Annotated in this window: 12 protein-coding genes; 10 read left to right on the forward strand and 2 right to left on the reverse strand. The window is 32.7% G+C overall.

Annotation, left to right across the window (positions count from 1 at the left end):
- Positions 1–60: 60 nt before the first annotated feature.
- The 7 genes from gdhA to EV143_RS02925 all read left to right on the forward strand — a co-directional run bounded on the left by gdhA (position 61) and on the right by EV143_RS02925 (position 12580).
- The gene (gene gdhA / locus EV143_RS02895) at positions 61–1404 is read left to right on the forward strand and encodes an NADP-specific glutamate dehydrogenase (RefSeq protein ID WP_133506483.1); all 1344 of its coding nucleotides are present in this window, start codon (positions 61–63) and stop codon (positions 1402–1404) included.
- Positions 1405–1532: 128 nt separating this feature from the next.
- Positions 1533–3815 (forward strand): type IX secretion system anionic LPS delivery protein PorZ, encoded by a 2283-nt coding sequence (gene porZ, locus EV143_RS02900; RefSeq protein WP_133506484.1) that lies wholly within the window; start codon positions 1533–1535, stop codon positions 3813–3815.
- Positions 3816–3920: 105 nt separating this feature from the next.
- Positions 3921–4634 (forward strand): DNA repair protein RecO, encoded by a 714-nt coding sequence (gene recO / locus EV143_RS02905; RefSeq protein WP_133506485.1) that lies wholly within the window; start codon positions 3921–3923, stop codon positions 4632–4634.
- An 84-nt stretch (positions 4635–4718) separates the two neighbouring features.
- A complete protein-coding gene (locus EV143_RS02910; protein WP_133506486.1) occupies positions 4719–6611 on the forward strand; it encodes an outer membrane protein assembly factor BamB family protein in 1893 nt (630 codons plus the stop codon).
- 54 nt (positions 6612–6665) lie between these two features.
- Positions 6666–8585: a hypothetical protein gene (locus EV143_RS02915; protein WP_133506487.1), complete on the forward strand. Its 1920-nt coding sequence runs from the start codon at positions 6666–6668 to the stop codon at positions 8583–8585.
- A gap of 201 nt (positions 8586–8786) precedes the next feature.
- Positions 8787–12188 (forward strand): isoleucine--tRNA ligase, encoded by a 3402-nt coding sequence (gene ileS / locus EV143_RS02920; protein WP_133506488.1) that lies wholly within the window; start codon positions 8787–8789, stop codon positions 12186–12188.
- Positions 12189–12199: 11 nt separating this feature from the next.
- The gene (locus EV143_RS02925) at positions 12200–12580 is read left to right on the forward strand and encodes a TraR/DksA family transcriptional regulator (RefSeq protein WP_007807070.1); all 381 of its coding nucleotides are present in this window, start codon (positions 12200–12202) and stop codon (positions 12578–12580) included.
- A gap of 152 nt (positions 12581–12732) precedes the next feature.
- Here EV143_RS02925 and EV143_RS02930 read toward each other — a convergent pair whose 3' ends face one another.
- Together EV143_RS02930 and EV143_RS02935 are read right to left on the reverse strand one after the other, a co-directional pair.
- On the reverse strand, positions 12733–13113 hold the full coding sequence (locus tag EV143_RS02930; protein WP_133506489.1) for a hypothetical protein: 381 nt from the start codon (positions 13111–13113) through the stop codon (positions 12733–12735).
- Positions 13114–13143: 30 nt separating this feature from the next.
- Positions 13144–13500 carry a roadblock/LC7 domain-containing protein gene (locus tag EV143_RS02935; RefSeq protein ID WP_133506490.1) on the reverse strand — a complete coding sequence of 119 codons (357 nt, stop codon included), beginning with the start codon at positions 13498–13500 and terminating at the stop codon, positions 13144–13146.
- Between the two features lie 175 nt (positions 13501–13675).
- Here EV143_RS02935 and EV143_RS02940 point away from each other — a divergent pair, with 175 nt between their 5' ends.
- The 3 genes from EV143_RS02940 to EV143_RS02950 all read left to right on the forward strand — a co-directional run bounded on the left by EV143_RS02940 (position 13676) and on the right by EV143_RS02950 (position 17988).
- A complete protein-coding gene (locus EV143_RS02940) occupies positions 13676–13891 on the forward strand; it encodes a hypothetical protein (RefSeq protein WP_133506491.1) in 216 nt (71 codons plus the stop codon).
- Positions 13892–14012: 121 nt separating this feature from the next.
- Positions 14013–14618 (forward strand): lipoprotein signal peptidase, encoded by a 606-nt coding sequence (locus EV143_RS02945; RefSeq protein WP_133506492.1) that lies wholly within the window; start codon positions 14013–14015, stop codon positions 14616–14618.
- A 211-nt stretch (positions 14619–14829) separates the two neighbouring features.
- Positions 14830–17988, forward strand: coding sequence for a UvrD-helicase domain-containing protein (locus EV143_RS02950; RefSeq protein WP_133506493.1), 3159 nt, complete (start codon positions 14830–14832; stop codon positions 17986–17988).
- Positions 17989–18017 lie beyond the last annotated feature (29 nt).

Raw genomic sequence — 18017 nt, forward strand, 5'->3', positions numbered from 1 at the left:
GTATTTCCTTATACGAATGAGCAAAAATTAAGATAATTTACTTGAATAATTTATTTAAAAATGGAACATAAAATAAATGAGTTTATGGCTCTTGTAGAGTCGAAAAATCCAAACGAGCCGGAATTTCTTCAAGCCGTTAGAGAATTTGCAGAAACGGTAATTCCATTTATCGCAGAGCGAAAAAAATACGACGGAAAAAACCTACTTCTTAGAATAGCAGAGCCAGAGCGCTCAATAATATTCAGAGTTCCATGGGTAGATGATAAAGGAGAAATAATTGTTAACAGAGGATTTAGAATTCAGATGAACTCAGCAATTGGTCCTTATAAAGGAGGAATTAGATTTCACCATACAGTAAATTTATCTGTTTTAAAATTTCTTGCATTCGAACAAGTTTTTAAAAATAGTTTAACAACACTTCCTATGGGAGGTGGAAAAGGAGGTTCTGATTTTGATCCTGAAGGAAAATCTGATGGAGAAATCATGCGTTTTTGTCAATCATTTATGACTGAATTATGCCGTCATATTGGTCCTGATTTAGATGTACCTGCCGGAGATATTGGTGTTGGTGCAAGAGAAATTGGGTATTTATTCGGTCAATACAAAAGAATCAGAAATGAATTTACTGGTGTTTTAACCGGTAAAGGACTTGCATACGGAGGTTCACTTATCAGACCAGAAGCTACAGGATACGGAGTTGTTTATTTTACAGATCAAATGTTACGTACTATCGGACATGAGATTAAAGGTAAAAGAGTAGCAATTTCAGGATTTGGAAACGTGGCTTGGGGCGTTGCTTTAAAAATAAATGAATTAGGAGGGAAAGTAGTTACTATTTCTGGCCCTGATGGTTATATTTATGATGAAGAAGGAATTTCTGGAGAAAAAATCGAGCATATGGTAGAAATGAGAGCAACTGGTGATAACAGAGCCGAAGTTTATACTCATAAATATCCAAATGCTGTTTTTCATAAAGGAAAAAGCCCTTGGGAAGTAAAAGTTGATATTGCTATTCCGTGCGCTACTCAAAATGAATTAACTGGAGAAGATGCTAAAAAATTAATTGATAATGGTGTTTTATGTGTAACAGAAGCTGCTAACATGCCTTCGACATTAGATGCTATTAAATTATTTTTAGATAATAAAGTTTTATTTGCACCAGGAAAAGCTGCAAATGCTGGTGGAGTTGCTGCATCTGGACTTGAAATGACACAAAACTCTATTCGTCTAAACTGGACAAGTGAAGAAGTAGATTTGAGATTAAAAGATATCATGGTTGGAATTCACAACCAATGTAAAAAATACGGTGCCGGAGAAGATGGTTATGTAAACTACGTAAAAGGAGCTAACATTGCCGGATTTGTTAAAGTTGCTGATGCTATGCTTGCGCAAGGTGTAGTATAATATTTTAATATAATTTAAAGATGCCTTCATTTGTCGTAAGATAAATAGAAGGCATTTTTTATTTACAAAAGAACAAAATTCAAATACTTTCGTTTGTAGTATATTTGTCTATCTGAATTACATATAATATGAAGAAAAAGTTTCTGTATATTTTGCTTTTGCTTTTCGTGCAATTAAGTTTTGCACAAAGTAAATTGTCCTGGCAAGGTTATTTTTCGTTTAACGAAATAAAAGATGTTGCAGAAGCTTCAACAACTGTTTTTGCAGCTTCAGAAAATGCTATGTTTTCAAAAAATACAGCGACAAATAGTCTCAAAACTACCACTACAGTCGATGGTCTTTCAGGGCAAACCATATCAGCTTTGTATCATAGTGAAAGCTTCAAAAAAACAATAGTGGGTTACGAAAACGGAATGATTATCGTCGTTAATGAAACGGATGGAAGTATTGTTAAAAAAGTAGATATCATCAATAAACAATTACCGGCAAATCTCAAAAAAGTAAATCATTTTATGGAGCATAACGGATTGGTTTATGTTTCCTGCGATTTCGGAATTGTACAGTTTAATTTAACGACTTCTCAATTTGGCGACACTTACTTTATTGGCGATAACGGAGCCGAAATTAGTGTAAAACAAACCGCTTATTTTAACGGATTTATTTATGCGGCCACTTCAAGCGGCATTAGAAGAGCCAATAGTACAAGTCCAAATTTAATTGATTTTAGTCAGTGGTCAGTTGTAAATTCCGGAGATTGGTCAAGCGTCGAAACTTTAGATACAGAACTTATTGCTATAAATTCTGTTGGCTATATTCATCGATTTAATTCGAATACATTTGTTGGTTTTTTGCAACTTCCGCAGCCTTCAATAGATATGAGAGCAAAAAATAATAACTTATTCATCACAACACCCAATTCAGTTTTTGTTTATAGTAACAAGCTGGTTTTGAATAGACAAATTACTAATTCTGAAGTTTTCAGTAATAATGTAACTTTTACTTGCGCTACAGTTGTTGGTGATTTAATTTATATCGGAACAAAAGATAAAGGATTATTTTCGGGCTCTCTTTCAAGCGGATCATTTTTTGAGAATAGTACGCCAAAAGGTCCTGCGAGAAATAATATTTTTTCAATAGATGTTACTCAAAATTCACTTTGGACCGTTTATGGAGATTATGATATTACTTATAATCCATATCCTTTAGATAATTATGGTGTTAGTAAATACAATTCTTCTGGTTGGTTAGATATTCCCTACGAAGATGTTTTTGAAGCAAAATCGATAACTCGAATTCTTGTCAATCCAAATAATGAAAATCAGGTTTATGCCAGTTCGTTTTTTTCGGGATTATTGAAATTAGAAAATGATGTTCCGTCTATTTTGTATAATAATACAAACAGCAGTTTAGAAACTTTAAAGGCAGACAACTACAATATTATAGATATTCGTATTAATGCAAGCGCTTTTGATAAAGCAGGAAACCTCTGGATAACAAATTGTCGTGTAAAAAACGGATTAAAAGTTTTAAAAAGCAACGGGCAATGGGGAAGTTATTCGCTGAGTCCAAGCCTTACTAATGATCAGAATACTGATTTTGCAAGTCTCGTTATCGATAAAAACAATGTTAAATGGATGGCTAGCAATCGAGATGGAGTCATTGCTTATAACGAAACTTCCAATACGTTCAAAAAAATAAACTTTGGCGCTGATCTTGGAAATCTTCCTACGTACGATGTCAGAGCTTTGGCAATCGATACTAAAAATCAGCTTTGGATAGGAACAACAAAAGGGTTGAGAGTTTTGTCGAATGTAAGTGGTTTTCAAACAGAAAGTCAATTAAAAGCAAATCCCATTATAATTATCGATGATAATTTAGCTCAGGAATTATTATACGAACAGTTTATTACTTCGATAGTAGTAGACGGTGCCAATAATAAATGGATTGGTACTGTAGATTCCGGAGTTTTTATGGTGTCGCCAAACGGTCAGGAAACAAAATATCATTTTACAATAAACAATTCACCCTTGCCAAGTAATGTCATAAACGATATAAAAATCAATAGTTCAACAGGAGAAGTTTTCTTTGCTACAGATAAAGGGTTAATTTCTTTTAAAGGAATTGCAACTGGTGCCAATGAAGATTTAAATAGCGTGTACGTGTATCCAAATCCCGTACGTCCTGAATTTTCCGGAACTGTTAAAATAGCCGGATTACTGGATAAAGCTAACGTAAAGATTACCGATATTGAAGGTAATTTAGTTTACGAAACGATTTCTTCAGGAGGTACAATAGAATGGGACACAACAGCTTTTGGCAGATACAAAGTTTCATCGGGCGTTTATATGATTTTTATTTCTGCACAAGACGGCGGCGAAACTAAAGTCAAAAAAGTAATGATTATACGTTAGTCGTAAAGTCTGAAAGTCGAAAGTCCAAAATCTTAATGTCTAAATATCTAAGAAGTCTAACATCTAAGAAATCTAAGAAGTCCCAATTAATCAAATAATCTAAAAGTGTTAGTCAAAACCAAAGCAATCGTTATTTCGGCATTGAAGTTTCAGGAAAAAAGCCTGATTGTAAAATGTTTTACACTTTCAAACGGACTGAAATCTTATTTCGTGCGCGATGCTTTTTCGAGCAAAAAAACCAGTCAGAAAATCGCTTACTTTCAACCCTTTTCTATTTTAGAAATTGAAGCCGTTCACAAAAACAAAGGCACTTTAGAAAACTTCAAGGAAATAAAAACGGCAGTTCCGTTTACAACTATTCATACAGATATTGTCAAAAGCACAATCGTAATGTTTTTGTCAGAAATGTTGCATTACTCTATTCAGGAAGAAGAAAAAAACGAATCACTGTTTGAGTTTTTAGAAACTGCGCTGACTTGGTTTGATCATCATGATGAGATTTCCAATTTTCATTTGATTTTACTTTTAGAAACAACAAAATATTTAGGTTTTTATCCCGATGTTTCTGAAATTGATTTGCCTTATTTTGAAATGAATGATGGTGTTTTTACACTTTTTCACGGATTAACCGCTTTGACAGAGCATGAAACAAATTTGTTTAAAAAGCTCATTGATTTAAAATTTGATACCGATCAGAAAGTTTTTCATGTGATTGAAAGACAAGTATTACTAAAAATATTGATTGATTATTATAGTTTTCACTTGGATGGTTTCAAAAAGCCAAAATCTTTAGAAGTTTTAAAAGAAGTTTTCTCATAATCAAACTATAAATTATATATATTCGCACACGATTAATAGGATCAAAATCGGCCCTGTTTAATTATTAATTTATAAAAACGGACTATGAAAAAAATTACTTTTTCGATTATTTTACTTTTCCTAATTAGCTTTTCGGCGAATGCACAAAGGAAATATGATGAAATAATAACTACAGAGAACACTGTACAGGATATTGTTCAAAACGAAATAACAGGCATTGTTGTTTTTAAAGAAGGTGGAACCGTAAAAGGTTTAGATCCTGAAACAAAAAAAATAGTCTGGACCCTAACTAAAGAGGATTTTGGTGCTATTACTTCTAAAGACATATTAACAGACCCGGATTTTGGAAATATGTTTAAAGACAAAAGAGATTTAACTACCGTTTCAGGAAGTCCTTATGTTGAAGCTTATATCAATTCAAAGTATTTAATTATCAATACTGATACTGGTAAAATAGTTTACAATTCTTCTAAAGAATCTTTCTTTGTATTTCAATCAGATTTTATTCCTGAAACAAATGAATATCTTCTTACTTTGAAAAAAGACGGTGATATGGCAATCGCCTTATTAGATATGACAACAGGAGAACTTAAATGGACTACAACTGTTGACAAAGCAAAAGCTATGATTAGTTTTTCTTTAAAATTATCTGCTAATACTAATAAAGCAAAAATCAACGGAAACACTGTTTATTACTTACTATACGGTAATTTATATTCTTTTGATAAAGAGTCCGGAAAATTAAACTGGAAAGCAGCAGAAGAATATACAAAGTTTTATGAAACGCAAAACGATAAAAATATTGTTGTAGTTAACGCTGCAGGTTTGTTTTCTAACAAACAATATTTAAATGTTTTGAGTACAGATGACGGAAAAAGTATCTGGAAAGAATCGATCAAAACGAAACAAGTTGTTTATTTAGAAGATTGGGGAACAAAATTATTGGTTGCTCACAACAGTGGTTTTAATTTCTTCGATTTAAAAACAGGAGAAAAAGTATGGAAAAAAGATGCCCGTGGAGATGGTTTGAAAAGAGTAATTCCGATCGAGCAGGATTTCTTGTATGTGGCTGAAAATGAAATGATGCTAATCAATAAAGACGGAGAAAAACTTTGGAAAAAATTCATTGAAATCTCTGACGATAAAGAAGATCCTATTTATTATTTAGGAAAAGTAGGTGAAAAAGTAATGTATCTTACGGGTACTTACGGAAACATGGTTGATTATAAATCCGGAGTTAAACTTTGGAAACGTAACATCAATTTTGATAAAGATCGTCCGGTTTTACCAACGTATGACGAAGCAACAAATTCTTATTTAGTTTACAATGATGAAAAATTATACAAATTTGACCCAAGCATCAACGATAAACCAGAGCCGTTTGCTAAAGTAAACATCAAAAAAGAAAAAGAATTAAACAGTATCGAATTATTTCCTTGGGGAGTTGTTCTTTCAGGACCAGTTGAAGTAATGGGAGTTAATATGGATGGAACAATAAAATACCACCATGTATACTCACAACCAGGTGAAGGTACAAGACGTTTGCTTAAAACTGCTGCAATTGCAGGAAGCATAGGTTTAGGAGTTGGTTCTGTAAATAGTGCTATACAAGGTTCAGAGTTAACAATGACGTATCGTGATTCTGAAGGAAACATGAGATCTACTGTTCTTAAGCAAGAAAATAAAGCAAAAATGAGAGATGCTCAGAATATGGCAGCGGCTTCAGCTGCATTAGGTATGGTGGCAGCTAAATTCAACTCTCGTTTCAATGCAATGAAACAAAACAGAGAGTACTCTTATATTTTTGCAAAAGCAGATACAGGAGAAAAAATATTAGTTAAAGTAAATAAAGCTGACGGAGTTGAGGTTGATAAAATCATTTTCAACAACAACAAACCACTTTATGAAATAGATCCTGCAACACAAAACATTTTTTATGTTTCGGATAAATCTATTCAAATCTTCAATAAAAAATAATAATTAATACAGATAAGCCATCAGGATTTGATTCTGATGGCTTTTTTTTTGCCTATGAAAAAAACATTACTCTTTATTGTCTTGCTTGTAATTACTTCAATTCAGGCACAAGAAAAAATAAGCTCAAAAAAGAAGAAATTTTATATACCCGTAATTAAATATTCAGAATTTCCTGTTCTTGATAATGCTTTAACGCAAACTACTTTTTATCAAATGGATAAAGAGTTAATACAAGAGGAAATTATTTTAAAGAAAAAATATTTTCATATAGATGGTTTTATAAAAGATCCTGCAAATGGTAAACTAAAAATTTACTTAACCGTTGCATTGCCTAAGTTTAATGCAACGAAAGTAGATAGTACGTTTGATAAAAAAAGAAATAACTGGGAATTTCAGGTTTATTCTAATTATGATGTAAGAATAAAAGTGGATGCTAAGTGTGGTGATAAAATTTTATTTACTCAGGATTTTAATAGTATTGAATCACACATAGTTGGAGGTATATATGAAAAAGGCAAAGTGAAAATTGCTGTTGAATTAAGTAATAAAAGAAGTGCACAAGCTGAAAAAGACGGTGATTATACTGCAGAAGAATTAGGAATGGAAAACTTGATTTATCATTCTGTCGACAGAATTCAGAATTTTCTAAATTATAAATTAGCTTATTACGTAGATGAATCCAAAATTAAGTTTGAATTTGTAACTTCTAAAGGACATTCAGAATACAATCAGATGTTGGCATTCGAGAACGAAATTACAGCTCAGATGGAGAAAGTAACGCTTGAAAAAGGTTTAGATGAAAAAGCGCTGACACCACATTTGCAATATCTCGAAAGTTTGTTGGTTAAATATCCGCCTTCGCCTGCCAACGAAAATATTCGATTTATCGTTACGAACAATTTAGCTGAAACTTATTTTTTACTTGAAAATAAAGAAAAAGCATTAACGTACGCTAATTTACTTATTGAGAATGATAAGCAGGATTCCAGAGGATCTTCGATTGTTAAAAAAGTAAATAATGGTTATTTTGTCGATAAAAAAATAAGAAGCCACACAACCCGTTTTGCTGATCTTAAAAAATTAGGCGTTCAGATTGCTGAAGAAAAAGAAGAAAAAAGATTAGCCTTTTTTGAGAAAATCCAACAGCAGGATGCAGAATGGGAAATCGAAAAGGCGAACCGTGAAGCACAGGTAGAGAAAGCTAAATTGCAAAGATTTAATATGCTGGATTCTATACCTTATCAGCTAAATGCTAATTTACTGGCTAAAGTAGTGGCGAATTTAGGAGGAAGCGAAGCACTAAAAAAAGTCGAAAAAGCGCATTTGTTTTCAAAACTTAAAATTGAAGGAAATAATATACCTCAAACAGAAGAAAAATGGGCAACAAACTCCAATTATCTTCTTAGAAAAAAAATGCCCGAAAGCTATTATGAAATCGTTAATGGAGCCGAAGCATGGAGCCATGACGATCGCGAAAGCGGTTTAAATGCAAAATGGGCAAAATTACCAGCGTATGACTTTGCTAACTTGTCTAAAAATGTCGATCTAATAAATTTCTTAACAGATTTAAGACTGGATTTGTGGAATAATTTTGAAGTTTTACAAGATGAAATGTACGAAGGAAGAATGTGCTATCACTTAAATTATTTCGAGAAAACATTAAGTACCGGTAACAGAACAATTCCTAAAACAGATTATCACGTTTTTATTGATAAAGAAAATTTCAACATCGTTTCAACCGAAAAGACTGAATTTGATAATGGAAATAAAAGTTTCTTCGAAAGAAAACTTTTTGGAGATTATCGTCCGGTAGCAGCATTAAATTCAGGAAAAATTCCATATAAAGTTAATTATGAAATTGAAGATTTCAATGGCGAAACGCTTTATCAGGAACAAAGAGAAAAAATTGAAATAAATCCTGTTTTCGGAAATAGAATTTTTATGAAAGAAGTTTATTTCGGAGGGTTTAAATAATCGTTATCATTGTATTAAACGATATTTAGAATCGATTAGTTTTGGTTTATTTGCTCAAAGTTTTGAGAATAATTCCTGAAACTAATCGATTCTTTTGTTTTTGTATCTATTATCTCAACAAAAGTTTGTGAAATTTCGAGAAAGTGGTGAACAATAATTCAAAATTCCTTACTTTCGCACCTCGATTAAGAAAAGGATAAAATGAGCACAAAATTTACTGAATACAAAGGACTTGACTTGCCAACAGTAGCGTCAGAAGTACTTGATTTTTGGAAGAAAGAAAATATATTTGAAAAGAGTGTAACTACTCGCGAAGGTGCTGAGCCTTACGTGTTTTTTGAAGGTCCGCCTTCAGCAAACGGATTGCCTGGAATTCACCACGTGATGGCACGTGCGATTAAAGATATTTTTTGCAGATATAAAACTCAAAAAGGTTTTCAGGTAAAAAGAAAAGCCGGTTGGGATACGCACGGATTGCCTGTAGAATTAGGTACCGAGAAAGAACTTGGAATTACAAAAGAAGATATTGGCAAAACAATTTCTATCGAAGAATATAACGAAGCGTGTAAAAAAACCGTAATGCGTTATACCGACGTATGGAATGATTTGACCGAAAAAATGGGATATTGGGTAGACATGGAAGATCCGTATGTTACTTACAAACCCAAATATATGGAATCGGTTTGGTGGCTTTTAAAACAAATCTATGATAAAGGTTTATTGTACAAAGGATATACAATTCAGCCTTATTCTCCAAAAGCCGGAACAGGATTGTCTTCTCACGAAGTAAATCAGCCCGGAGCTTACAGAGATGTTACAGATACTACGATTGTAGCGCAATTCAAAACTTTACCGGAAACTTTGCCAGGCTTTTTACAAGGTTTTGGAGATATTCACATTTTGGCATGGACGACAACGCCTTGGACATTACCGTCGAATACCGCGTTAACAGTTGGTCCAAAAATCGATTACGTTTTAGTAAAGACCTTCAATCAATATACTTTTGAGCCCGTAAATGTTATTTTGGCTAAAAATTTAGTTGGAAAACAATTCGGAAAAGGATTTTTTGCAAGCGAAGACGATGCTGATTTCGACAAAGTAAAAAATGGCGACAAACAGCTTCCGTACAAAATTTTAGCAGAAGCAAAAGGTGCTGATTTAGTTGAAATCAGATACGAACAATTATTGCAATATGTATTACCCTATCAAAATGCTGAAAATGCATTTAGAGTAATTGCAGGAGATTTCGTTACAACAGAAGACGGAACAGGTATTGTACATACCGCTCCAACTTTTGGTGCAGATGATGCCAAAGTAGCAAAAGAAGCAAAACCGGAAATTCCGCCAATGTTGGTTCTTGACGAAAGCGGAACAGCAGTTCCTTTAGTAGATTTACAAGGAAAATTCACTTCACATTTAGGTGACCTTGCCGGTAAATATGTTAAAAACGAATATTACAATGCAGGACAAGCTCCGGAAAAATCTGTAGATGTTAAAATCGCAATTCGATTAAAAGAAGAAAATAAAGCCTTTAAGGTTGAAAAATACGTACATAGTTATCCACACAGTTGGAGAACTGATGAGCCGTTATTATATTATCCACTAGATTCTTGGTTCATTAAAGTAACCGATGTAAAAGATAGAATGTTCGACCTGAACGAAACTATCAATTGGAAACCTAAGTCTACTGGTGAAGGACGTTTTGGAAACTGGCTGAAAAATGCCAACGACTGGAACTTATCTCGTTCTAGATATTGGGGTATTCCGTTGCCAATTTGGAGAACTGAAGACAAAAAAGAAGAAGTTCTTATTGGTTCTATTGAAGAATTATACCATGCGATTGAGAAATCTATCGAAGCCGGTTTTCAAAAGGAAAACCCATTTAAAGGTTTCGAAATTGGAAATATGTCTGAGTCAAACTATGATTTAGTTGACTTACACAAAAATGTTGTTGATGAAATAACGTTAGTTTCGGCTTCAGGCCAGCCAATGAAACGTGAAAGCGATTTAATTGATGTTTGGTTCGATTCTGGAGCAATGCCTTATGCACAATGGCATTATCCTTTCGAAAATAAAGATAAAATCGACGAGAATAAAGATTTTCCTGCAGATTTTATTGCCGAAGGTGTCGATCAGACTCGTGGATGGTTTTATACCTTACACGCTATCGGAACTTTGGTTTTTGATAAAGTGGCCTACAAAAATGTAGTTTCAAACGGTTTGGTTTTAGATAAAGACGGAATAAAAATGTCTAAGAGTAAAGGGAATACTATAGATCCTTTTAAAACCATTGAAGAATACGGTCCTGATGCTACGCGTTGGTATATGATTATGAACGCTAATCCTTGGGATAACCTGAAATTTGATTTGGATGGAATTGCTGAGGTGCGTCGTAAATTCTTCGGGACTTTATACAACACTTATTCATTCTTTTCGTTATATGCCAATATAGATGGCTTTAAATACGCTGAAGCGGAAATTCCGTTAAACGAAAGACCTGAAATCGATCAATGGATTATGTCTGAATTACATACATTAATAAAATTTGTTGATGAATGTTACGAAGATTATGAGCCAACCAAAGCAGCAAGAGCAATTTCTGATTTCGTTCAGGAAAACCTGAGTAACTGGTACGTTCGTTTATGCCGTCGTCGTTTCTGGAAAGGCGAATATGCACATGATAAAATTGCAGCTTACCAAACGCTTTATACTTGTTTGTTAACAATCAGTAAATTAAGCGCTCCAATCGCTCCTTTTTTCATGGATAAATTGTACCGAGATTTGACAACTTCGACAGAATCTGAGCAATATAGCAGTGTTCACTTGGCTGAGTTTCCAAAATTTGTCGAAAACTTTGTTAATAAAACGTTAGAAAGCAAAATGCAGAAGGCTCAAACCATCTCATCTTTGGTTTTATCACTTCGTAAAAAGGAAATGATCAAAGTGCGTCAGCCTCTGCAAAAGGTAATGATTCCGGTACTTGACGAAAATCAACGTGCTGAAATTGAAGCCATTTCTGAGCTTGTAAAAGCCGAAGTAAATGTGAAAGAAATTATACTTTTAGACGATGCTTCCGGTATATTGGTAAAACAGATTAAACCTAATTTTAAAACTTTAGGACCACGTTTCGGAAAAGATATGGGTCTGATTTCCAAAGAAATACAATCTTTTTCTGCAGATCAGATTAATCAGTTAGATAAGCAGGGTGCGTTAGATATTGTTATTGCTGGAAATAGCGTAACTTTATCATTAGAAGATGTCGAAATCACATCTCAGGATATCGAAGGCTGGTTGGTTGCAAATTCAAACGGAATAACAGTTGCGCTTGATATTACAATCTCTGAAGAATTGAAAAACGAGGGAATCGCAAGAGAATTGGTAAACAGAATTCAAAATATCCGTAAAGATTCTGGATTTGAAGTTACTGATAAAATCAAGGTTCAATTAAAGAGAAGTGGTCTTTTAGAAGAAGCCATTCTTAAAAATGAAGACTATATTAAGTCTGAGACATTAACAGATAGTTTAGTTTTTACAGACGCTTTAGAAAGCGGCATAGAAATTGAATTTGATGATATTAAAACAATGATATTAATTTCAAAATAATTATAAATACCATGATAGATGAAATTACAAGATACTCTGACGCTGATTTAGCAGAGTTCAAAGAAATAATTCAAAATAAAATACAAAAAGCACAAGCCGATCTGGATTTAATAAAAAGTGCTTACATGAATGATTTGAATAACGGGACAGATGATACGTCTCCAACATTTAAAGCTTTTGAAGAAGGAAGCGAAACAATGTCTAAAGAAGCAAACTCACAGTTAGCTATCAGACAGGAAAAGTTTATACGCGATCTTAAAAATGCATTATTCCGTGTAGAAAACAAAACATACGGTATTTGTAAAGTAACAGGAAAACTGATCGGTAAAGAAAGACTGAAAATTGTTCCTCACGCTACAATGAGTATCGAGGCTAAAAATCTACAACGATAATATATAAATAAAAAACGCTCCTTTTGGGAGCGTTTTTTGTATTTGATAAGAAATCTTTTTTATCAAGAAATCTTAATGCGGTCAATTTAAAGTAAAATATAATAACTTAGAACTGTTTTGATTAAAGCCAATTCTAAATTATTACAAATTAATTAAGCTAGATTTTTCTCTAAGTCTAATTTATGTTTTCTTAAAACTGCTCTCGTCATTCCTAAATTTGCCTTACTGGCATCTGCAGCAAGATAAATCATGAATTTTTTGTTAGGAGAAATATCGATAATGTGAATTTGATTTGAAAGTGTAATCAAAATATCTTCGATGTCCTGGTTTAAATTTAAAGCTTTTACGGCGTTCAATTTGGCTTTTACAACCTCAAGATTGTAAGCTGCTGCAAGTTCAGGGTCAAAATTTGAGTCTACTGTAAAGTTTCCAAAGCTTAATCCTGTTTCGATTTCTGTTACAGCGACAGCTATAAATCCATTTACGTTTGTTTTTATTTCATTTAAAAACACATTTAAAAAATCATTACTCATAGTTAGGTGGGTTTGTTGTTAATAGTTTATTTATTTCAATAGGGAATTTTTGCCTAATTCTGCCGAAAGTTCATCAGTGGTTCGCATTAGTAATCCAAGGTTGGTTCCGTCCTTAGTAAATGCAATAACAAAATTTGAGCTGTTAATCTTATTTCCAATGACAACTCCTTCAGTCGTTTTTAAAAATAATTGTTTAAGAGATCCCTTTTCTAAATCAGAAACAAATTTTTCACTCATAGATAAAATTGCAGCGCTCATGGCGGCAATACTATCTCCGTAATCAATATGTAAGGAAGTGATTAGTTTTCCTTTTCCGTTTAAAATAAGAGCTGAGGTAGATTTAGTAGTAACTAAATAATCGTTTAAGGTGGATGTAATTTCATTCATTTTCGGTAAAGTTTGAGGAGTTGTTAAAAATTACTCATATAACATTATATTTAAGAGAAATACGTCTATTTGAATTAAACAAGTGTTAATTTTATTAACAAATATAAATTAAATTACGTATCATTGTAATGCGAAACCGTTAAATAATTTTTTTTTACTATAAAAAACCTACATTATGGCTAAAGTATTGAAATTCAAGGATGTAAACTCAGATGTTGAAAATAGAATGAAAGAATTTGAGAAAATGAGACTTAAATTAAAAGCTCAAATTGATAAGGATGCTTCTAAAAAAGCCAGTGCAGGAAAAGAAAGCAAAGGTTTGCTTAAATCAATTTCCGGATTTTTTGCAGATAGTCCAAAAACAGCACCTAAAACAAATATCAAAAAATAGCACTATTATTCTGTTTAACGATTAGATATTAATAATAAGTTTTGTTACCAAAGAATTAACGTTCTATAAGGAGCGTTTTTTTTGATTAAATTGTTACTTTTGCGCAACAAAAATTATTAAAATGTCATTACGAAAAGCGTATCTCCTTATATTTTTAGTTTTACTTATCGATCAGATTTCAAAAATCTATGTAAAAACCAATTTTACTTTACAGTATCCGGATAATGAAGTTAAAGTTTTTGACTGGTTCAGAATTCATTTTATTGAAAATGAAGGAATGGCGTGGGGAACAAAAATTCCTGGTGAATACGGTAAATTGATTTTAACGGTTTTTAGAATTTTTGCTGTATTCGGAATTGGATATTGGTTGGCTGATGCAATTAAAAAACGTCATTCGACTTATTTAATCGTAGCAATTGCTTTAATCTTTGCCGGTGCTGCCGGAAACATTGTAGATTCAGTTTTCTACGGAGTTATTTTTGACGACAGCTCTAATAATCTTGCAACACTTTTTTCTCCTCATCCATACGGAACATGGTTTCATGGTTTAGTTGTAGATATGTTTTATTTTCCTATTTGGGAAGGTAATTTACCAGCCTGGATTCCTTTTTTTGGCGGTAAACACTTTATGTTTTTTAATGCTATTTTTAATGTTGCCGATATGGCGATTTCTACAGGAGTTGGAATCTTGCTTGTTTTTAACAAAAGAGCTTTCCCAAAAAATTAAATTTCAAAAAAATCAAATTCCAAATTCCAATATTTTGAAGCGTTAATTGCATGTAGATATTGGAATTTGGAATTTGTATTATCGGAATTTGCATTTACTACAGAGTTGTTGGAATTTGTTTACCACAGATATTGGAATTTAGATTTTCATTTTAATTGGAATTTATTCTTAATATTTATTGTGCTATTTTTACCATACAAAAGCCAAACCTATGCCAAGTCCGTCTTTTTCCATCTATGATGCATCTGCAGGTTCAGGAAAGACCTATACTTTGGTTAAGGAATACCTTAAAATAATTCTTTCATCGCCTAAAAACGATGCTTATCGAAATATTTTAGCAATCACCTTTACAAACAAGGCTGTTCACGAAATGAAAAGCCGTATTGTGGGAAGTTTGTCTGAATTTGCCAAAGATGAACCTTCGGCGAAAGCCATAGCTCTAATGGAGAATTTGTCTCAGGAAACGGGGCTTTCGTTAATTAAAATCAAAACAAAATCTCAGAGTATAATAAAGCATCTTATTCATAATTATGCTGCCTTTGATATTTCTACCATCGATAAATTTACACATAAAGTCATTCGTGCTTTTGCACATGATTTAAATTTGCCAATGACTTTTGAGGTTACTTTAGATACCGAAAATTTATTAGTCGAAGCTGTTGATGCCATTATTGCACAAGCCGGACAGGATGAAACTTTGACAAAGCTGCTAATCGATTTTACGATGGAGAAAACCGACGATGATAAAAGTTGGGATGTTTCTCGTGAAATTCTGGAAACAGGAAGATTGGTTTTGAACGAAAACAATCGAAATGAGATTTTGCATTTTCAGGATACTTCAATTGAAGAATTCGTGGCAATAAAAAAGAAAATGTCAGCTTTGTGTGCCGATTTAGAAAAAGAAAATGCAGCGTTTGCAACACAACTTCTTTCTTTAATTGATAATAACGGCATCGATTTAAAATCATTTTCAAGAGGAACGTTTCCAAATCATTTAGAAAGCATCCGGGATGGAAAATTCAATCCCAGAAATAAAACTTTTCATGAATTTGAAGATATAGCCATCAATAAAGCGGCAAAAGACAAAGCGTTAATAGAAAATCTTATTCCGGAATTTCTTCAGGCATTAGAAAAAATCTATAAAAATTTTGAAAAAAGAGATTTCTATAAAGCCTTCTTAAAAAATATAACGCCGCTTTCATTATTAAACACAGTTAGCAATGAATTGGCTAAAATTCAATCTGAACAAAATATTTTATCGATTTCAGAATTCAACGCCATTATTCATCGTGAAATTCAGAATCAACCGGCGCCTTTTATCTATGAACGTTTAGGCGAAAGATATCGCCATTTCTTTATCGATGAATTTCAGGATACTTCTGAAATGCAATGGCAAAATTTAATTCCATTAATTGATAACGCACTTGCTGGCCAGGATGATCTGGGCAATAAAGGAACGCTGATGATTGTTGGAGATCCAAAACAATCTATTTATCGCTGGCGCGGGGGGAAGGCAGAGCAGTTTATTGAACTGGGAAAGGATACAAACCCGTTTAGTAATCCGGATAAAGTAATAGAGCATTTAGATACCAATTATAGAAGCTACAGTGAAGTAATTGATTTTAATAATGCTTTTTTTAGGCTGATTTCGACTGAATTTTCAAATGAAGATTATAAAGATTTATATGAAAATCACAGTCATCAAAATTCAAATGCTAAAAAAGGCGGCTATGTAAATATTTCTTTCCTCCCTATAATTGAAAAAAATGATTTTGTTGATGAGGAAGAAGTTGTAGAAAAATCAGATTTATATGTTTTAGCAACTTTAAATACAATTCAGAAAGTTGTTCGTGAAGGTTTTGAGTACAAAGATATTGTAATTTTGACCCGAAAAAGAGATCAGGGAATTGCAGTTGCAAATTATTTAACAGAACAAAGTATTCCCATTTTATCATCAGAAACTTTGATGATTCAAAATGCTACAGAAGTTCGTTTGATTATTCATTTGCTTAAATATCTGAACAATAGTATCGATCTGGAAGCAAAAGCTAATTTCCTGCACTTTTTGGCAAACACAATAGAAATTGGAATGCCAATTCATGATTTTATAGCAAAGGGAATGGCTCAGAGATTTGAAAATGATTTTGAAAAGTGGCTTTTAACCTTTGATGTTTCATTGTCTTTTGAAAACATTCGAAAAAAATCATTGTACGAAGCGGTAGAAATTATCATTTCAAAATTTGTACTTCCTTCAGAAGGGAATGCTTATGTACAATATTTTCTTGACATCGTTTTAGAACGTGATATCAGAAATCAGGCGGGAATAGCTGACTTTTTAAGTTATTGGGATAAAAATGCACACAAATTCAGTGTCCCGTCTCCCGAAGGAAATAATGCAGTTCGCATTATGACCATTCATAAATCGAAAGGTTTAGAATTTCCTGTAGTGATTATGCCTTTTGCTGAAGAAGATTATAATAGAAAACCAAAAGACAAATTGTGGATTGATACAGAAGATGCTGATTTAGGAGTTCCAAAAGCTCTGATTGACAATAGCAGCGCTGTAGAAGGTTTTGGTGAAAGTGCTTCGGTTGTTTTTAATTTGAAAAAGCAAGAAGAATTGCTTGATAATATTAATGTCCTATATGTTGCGCTAACGCGGGCCGAAGAACAATTGTATATTATTTCGCAAGCTATAAAAGAAAGGAAAGATGGAGAATTCCCGAGTAATATGGCTTCTTTTTTTATTAAATATTTAATGCACAAAGGAGTTTATGATCCCGAAAAATTGGAATATGAATTTGGAAACAGCGTAAAACTTTCTGCTAATAGTAAAACATTAGATTTGGTAAAAATGATTCCGATCGTTTCAGAGGTATTGAATCCGAAAAATATTAAAATTGCGCAGAAAGAATCTTTAATGTGGGGGACGCATCAGCAGGAAGCGATTTCATATGGAAATATAATTCATGAAATTTTAGCTTTTGTAAAAGATAAATCAGATGTTCATTTAGCGATTACAAAGGCGATAGAAAATGGATTGATTACTTTTGATCAGGTTGAAAAAGTAAAGAAAACACTGGATGAAATTGTAAATCATAGTGAATTAAATATTTGTTTTGACGGAACAAATACTATTTTGAACGAGCAAACTATTGTTCAAAAAGAAGGTAAAATCCTGAAACCGGATCGAATTGTTTTGACCAAGAATAAAGAAGCTTATTTGTTGGATTATAAAACGGGCGCTATAAATTCCAAATACACACAACAAATTCAAGAATATCAGGATGCGATTGAAGATTTGGGATACAAAGTGTTAAAAAGAGCTTTGGTGTATATAGGAACCGAAATCGATGTGGTAAATTTGTGATAAAATTAATCAGATGTTAAAGAGTTAAG

It is taken from the genome of Flavobacterium chryseum (assembly GCF_004362015.1).
GTDB lineage: Bacteria > Bacteroidota > Bacteroidia > Flavobacteriales > Flavobacteriaceae > Flavobacterium.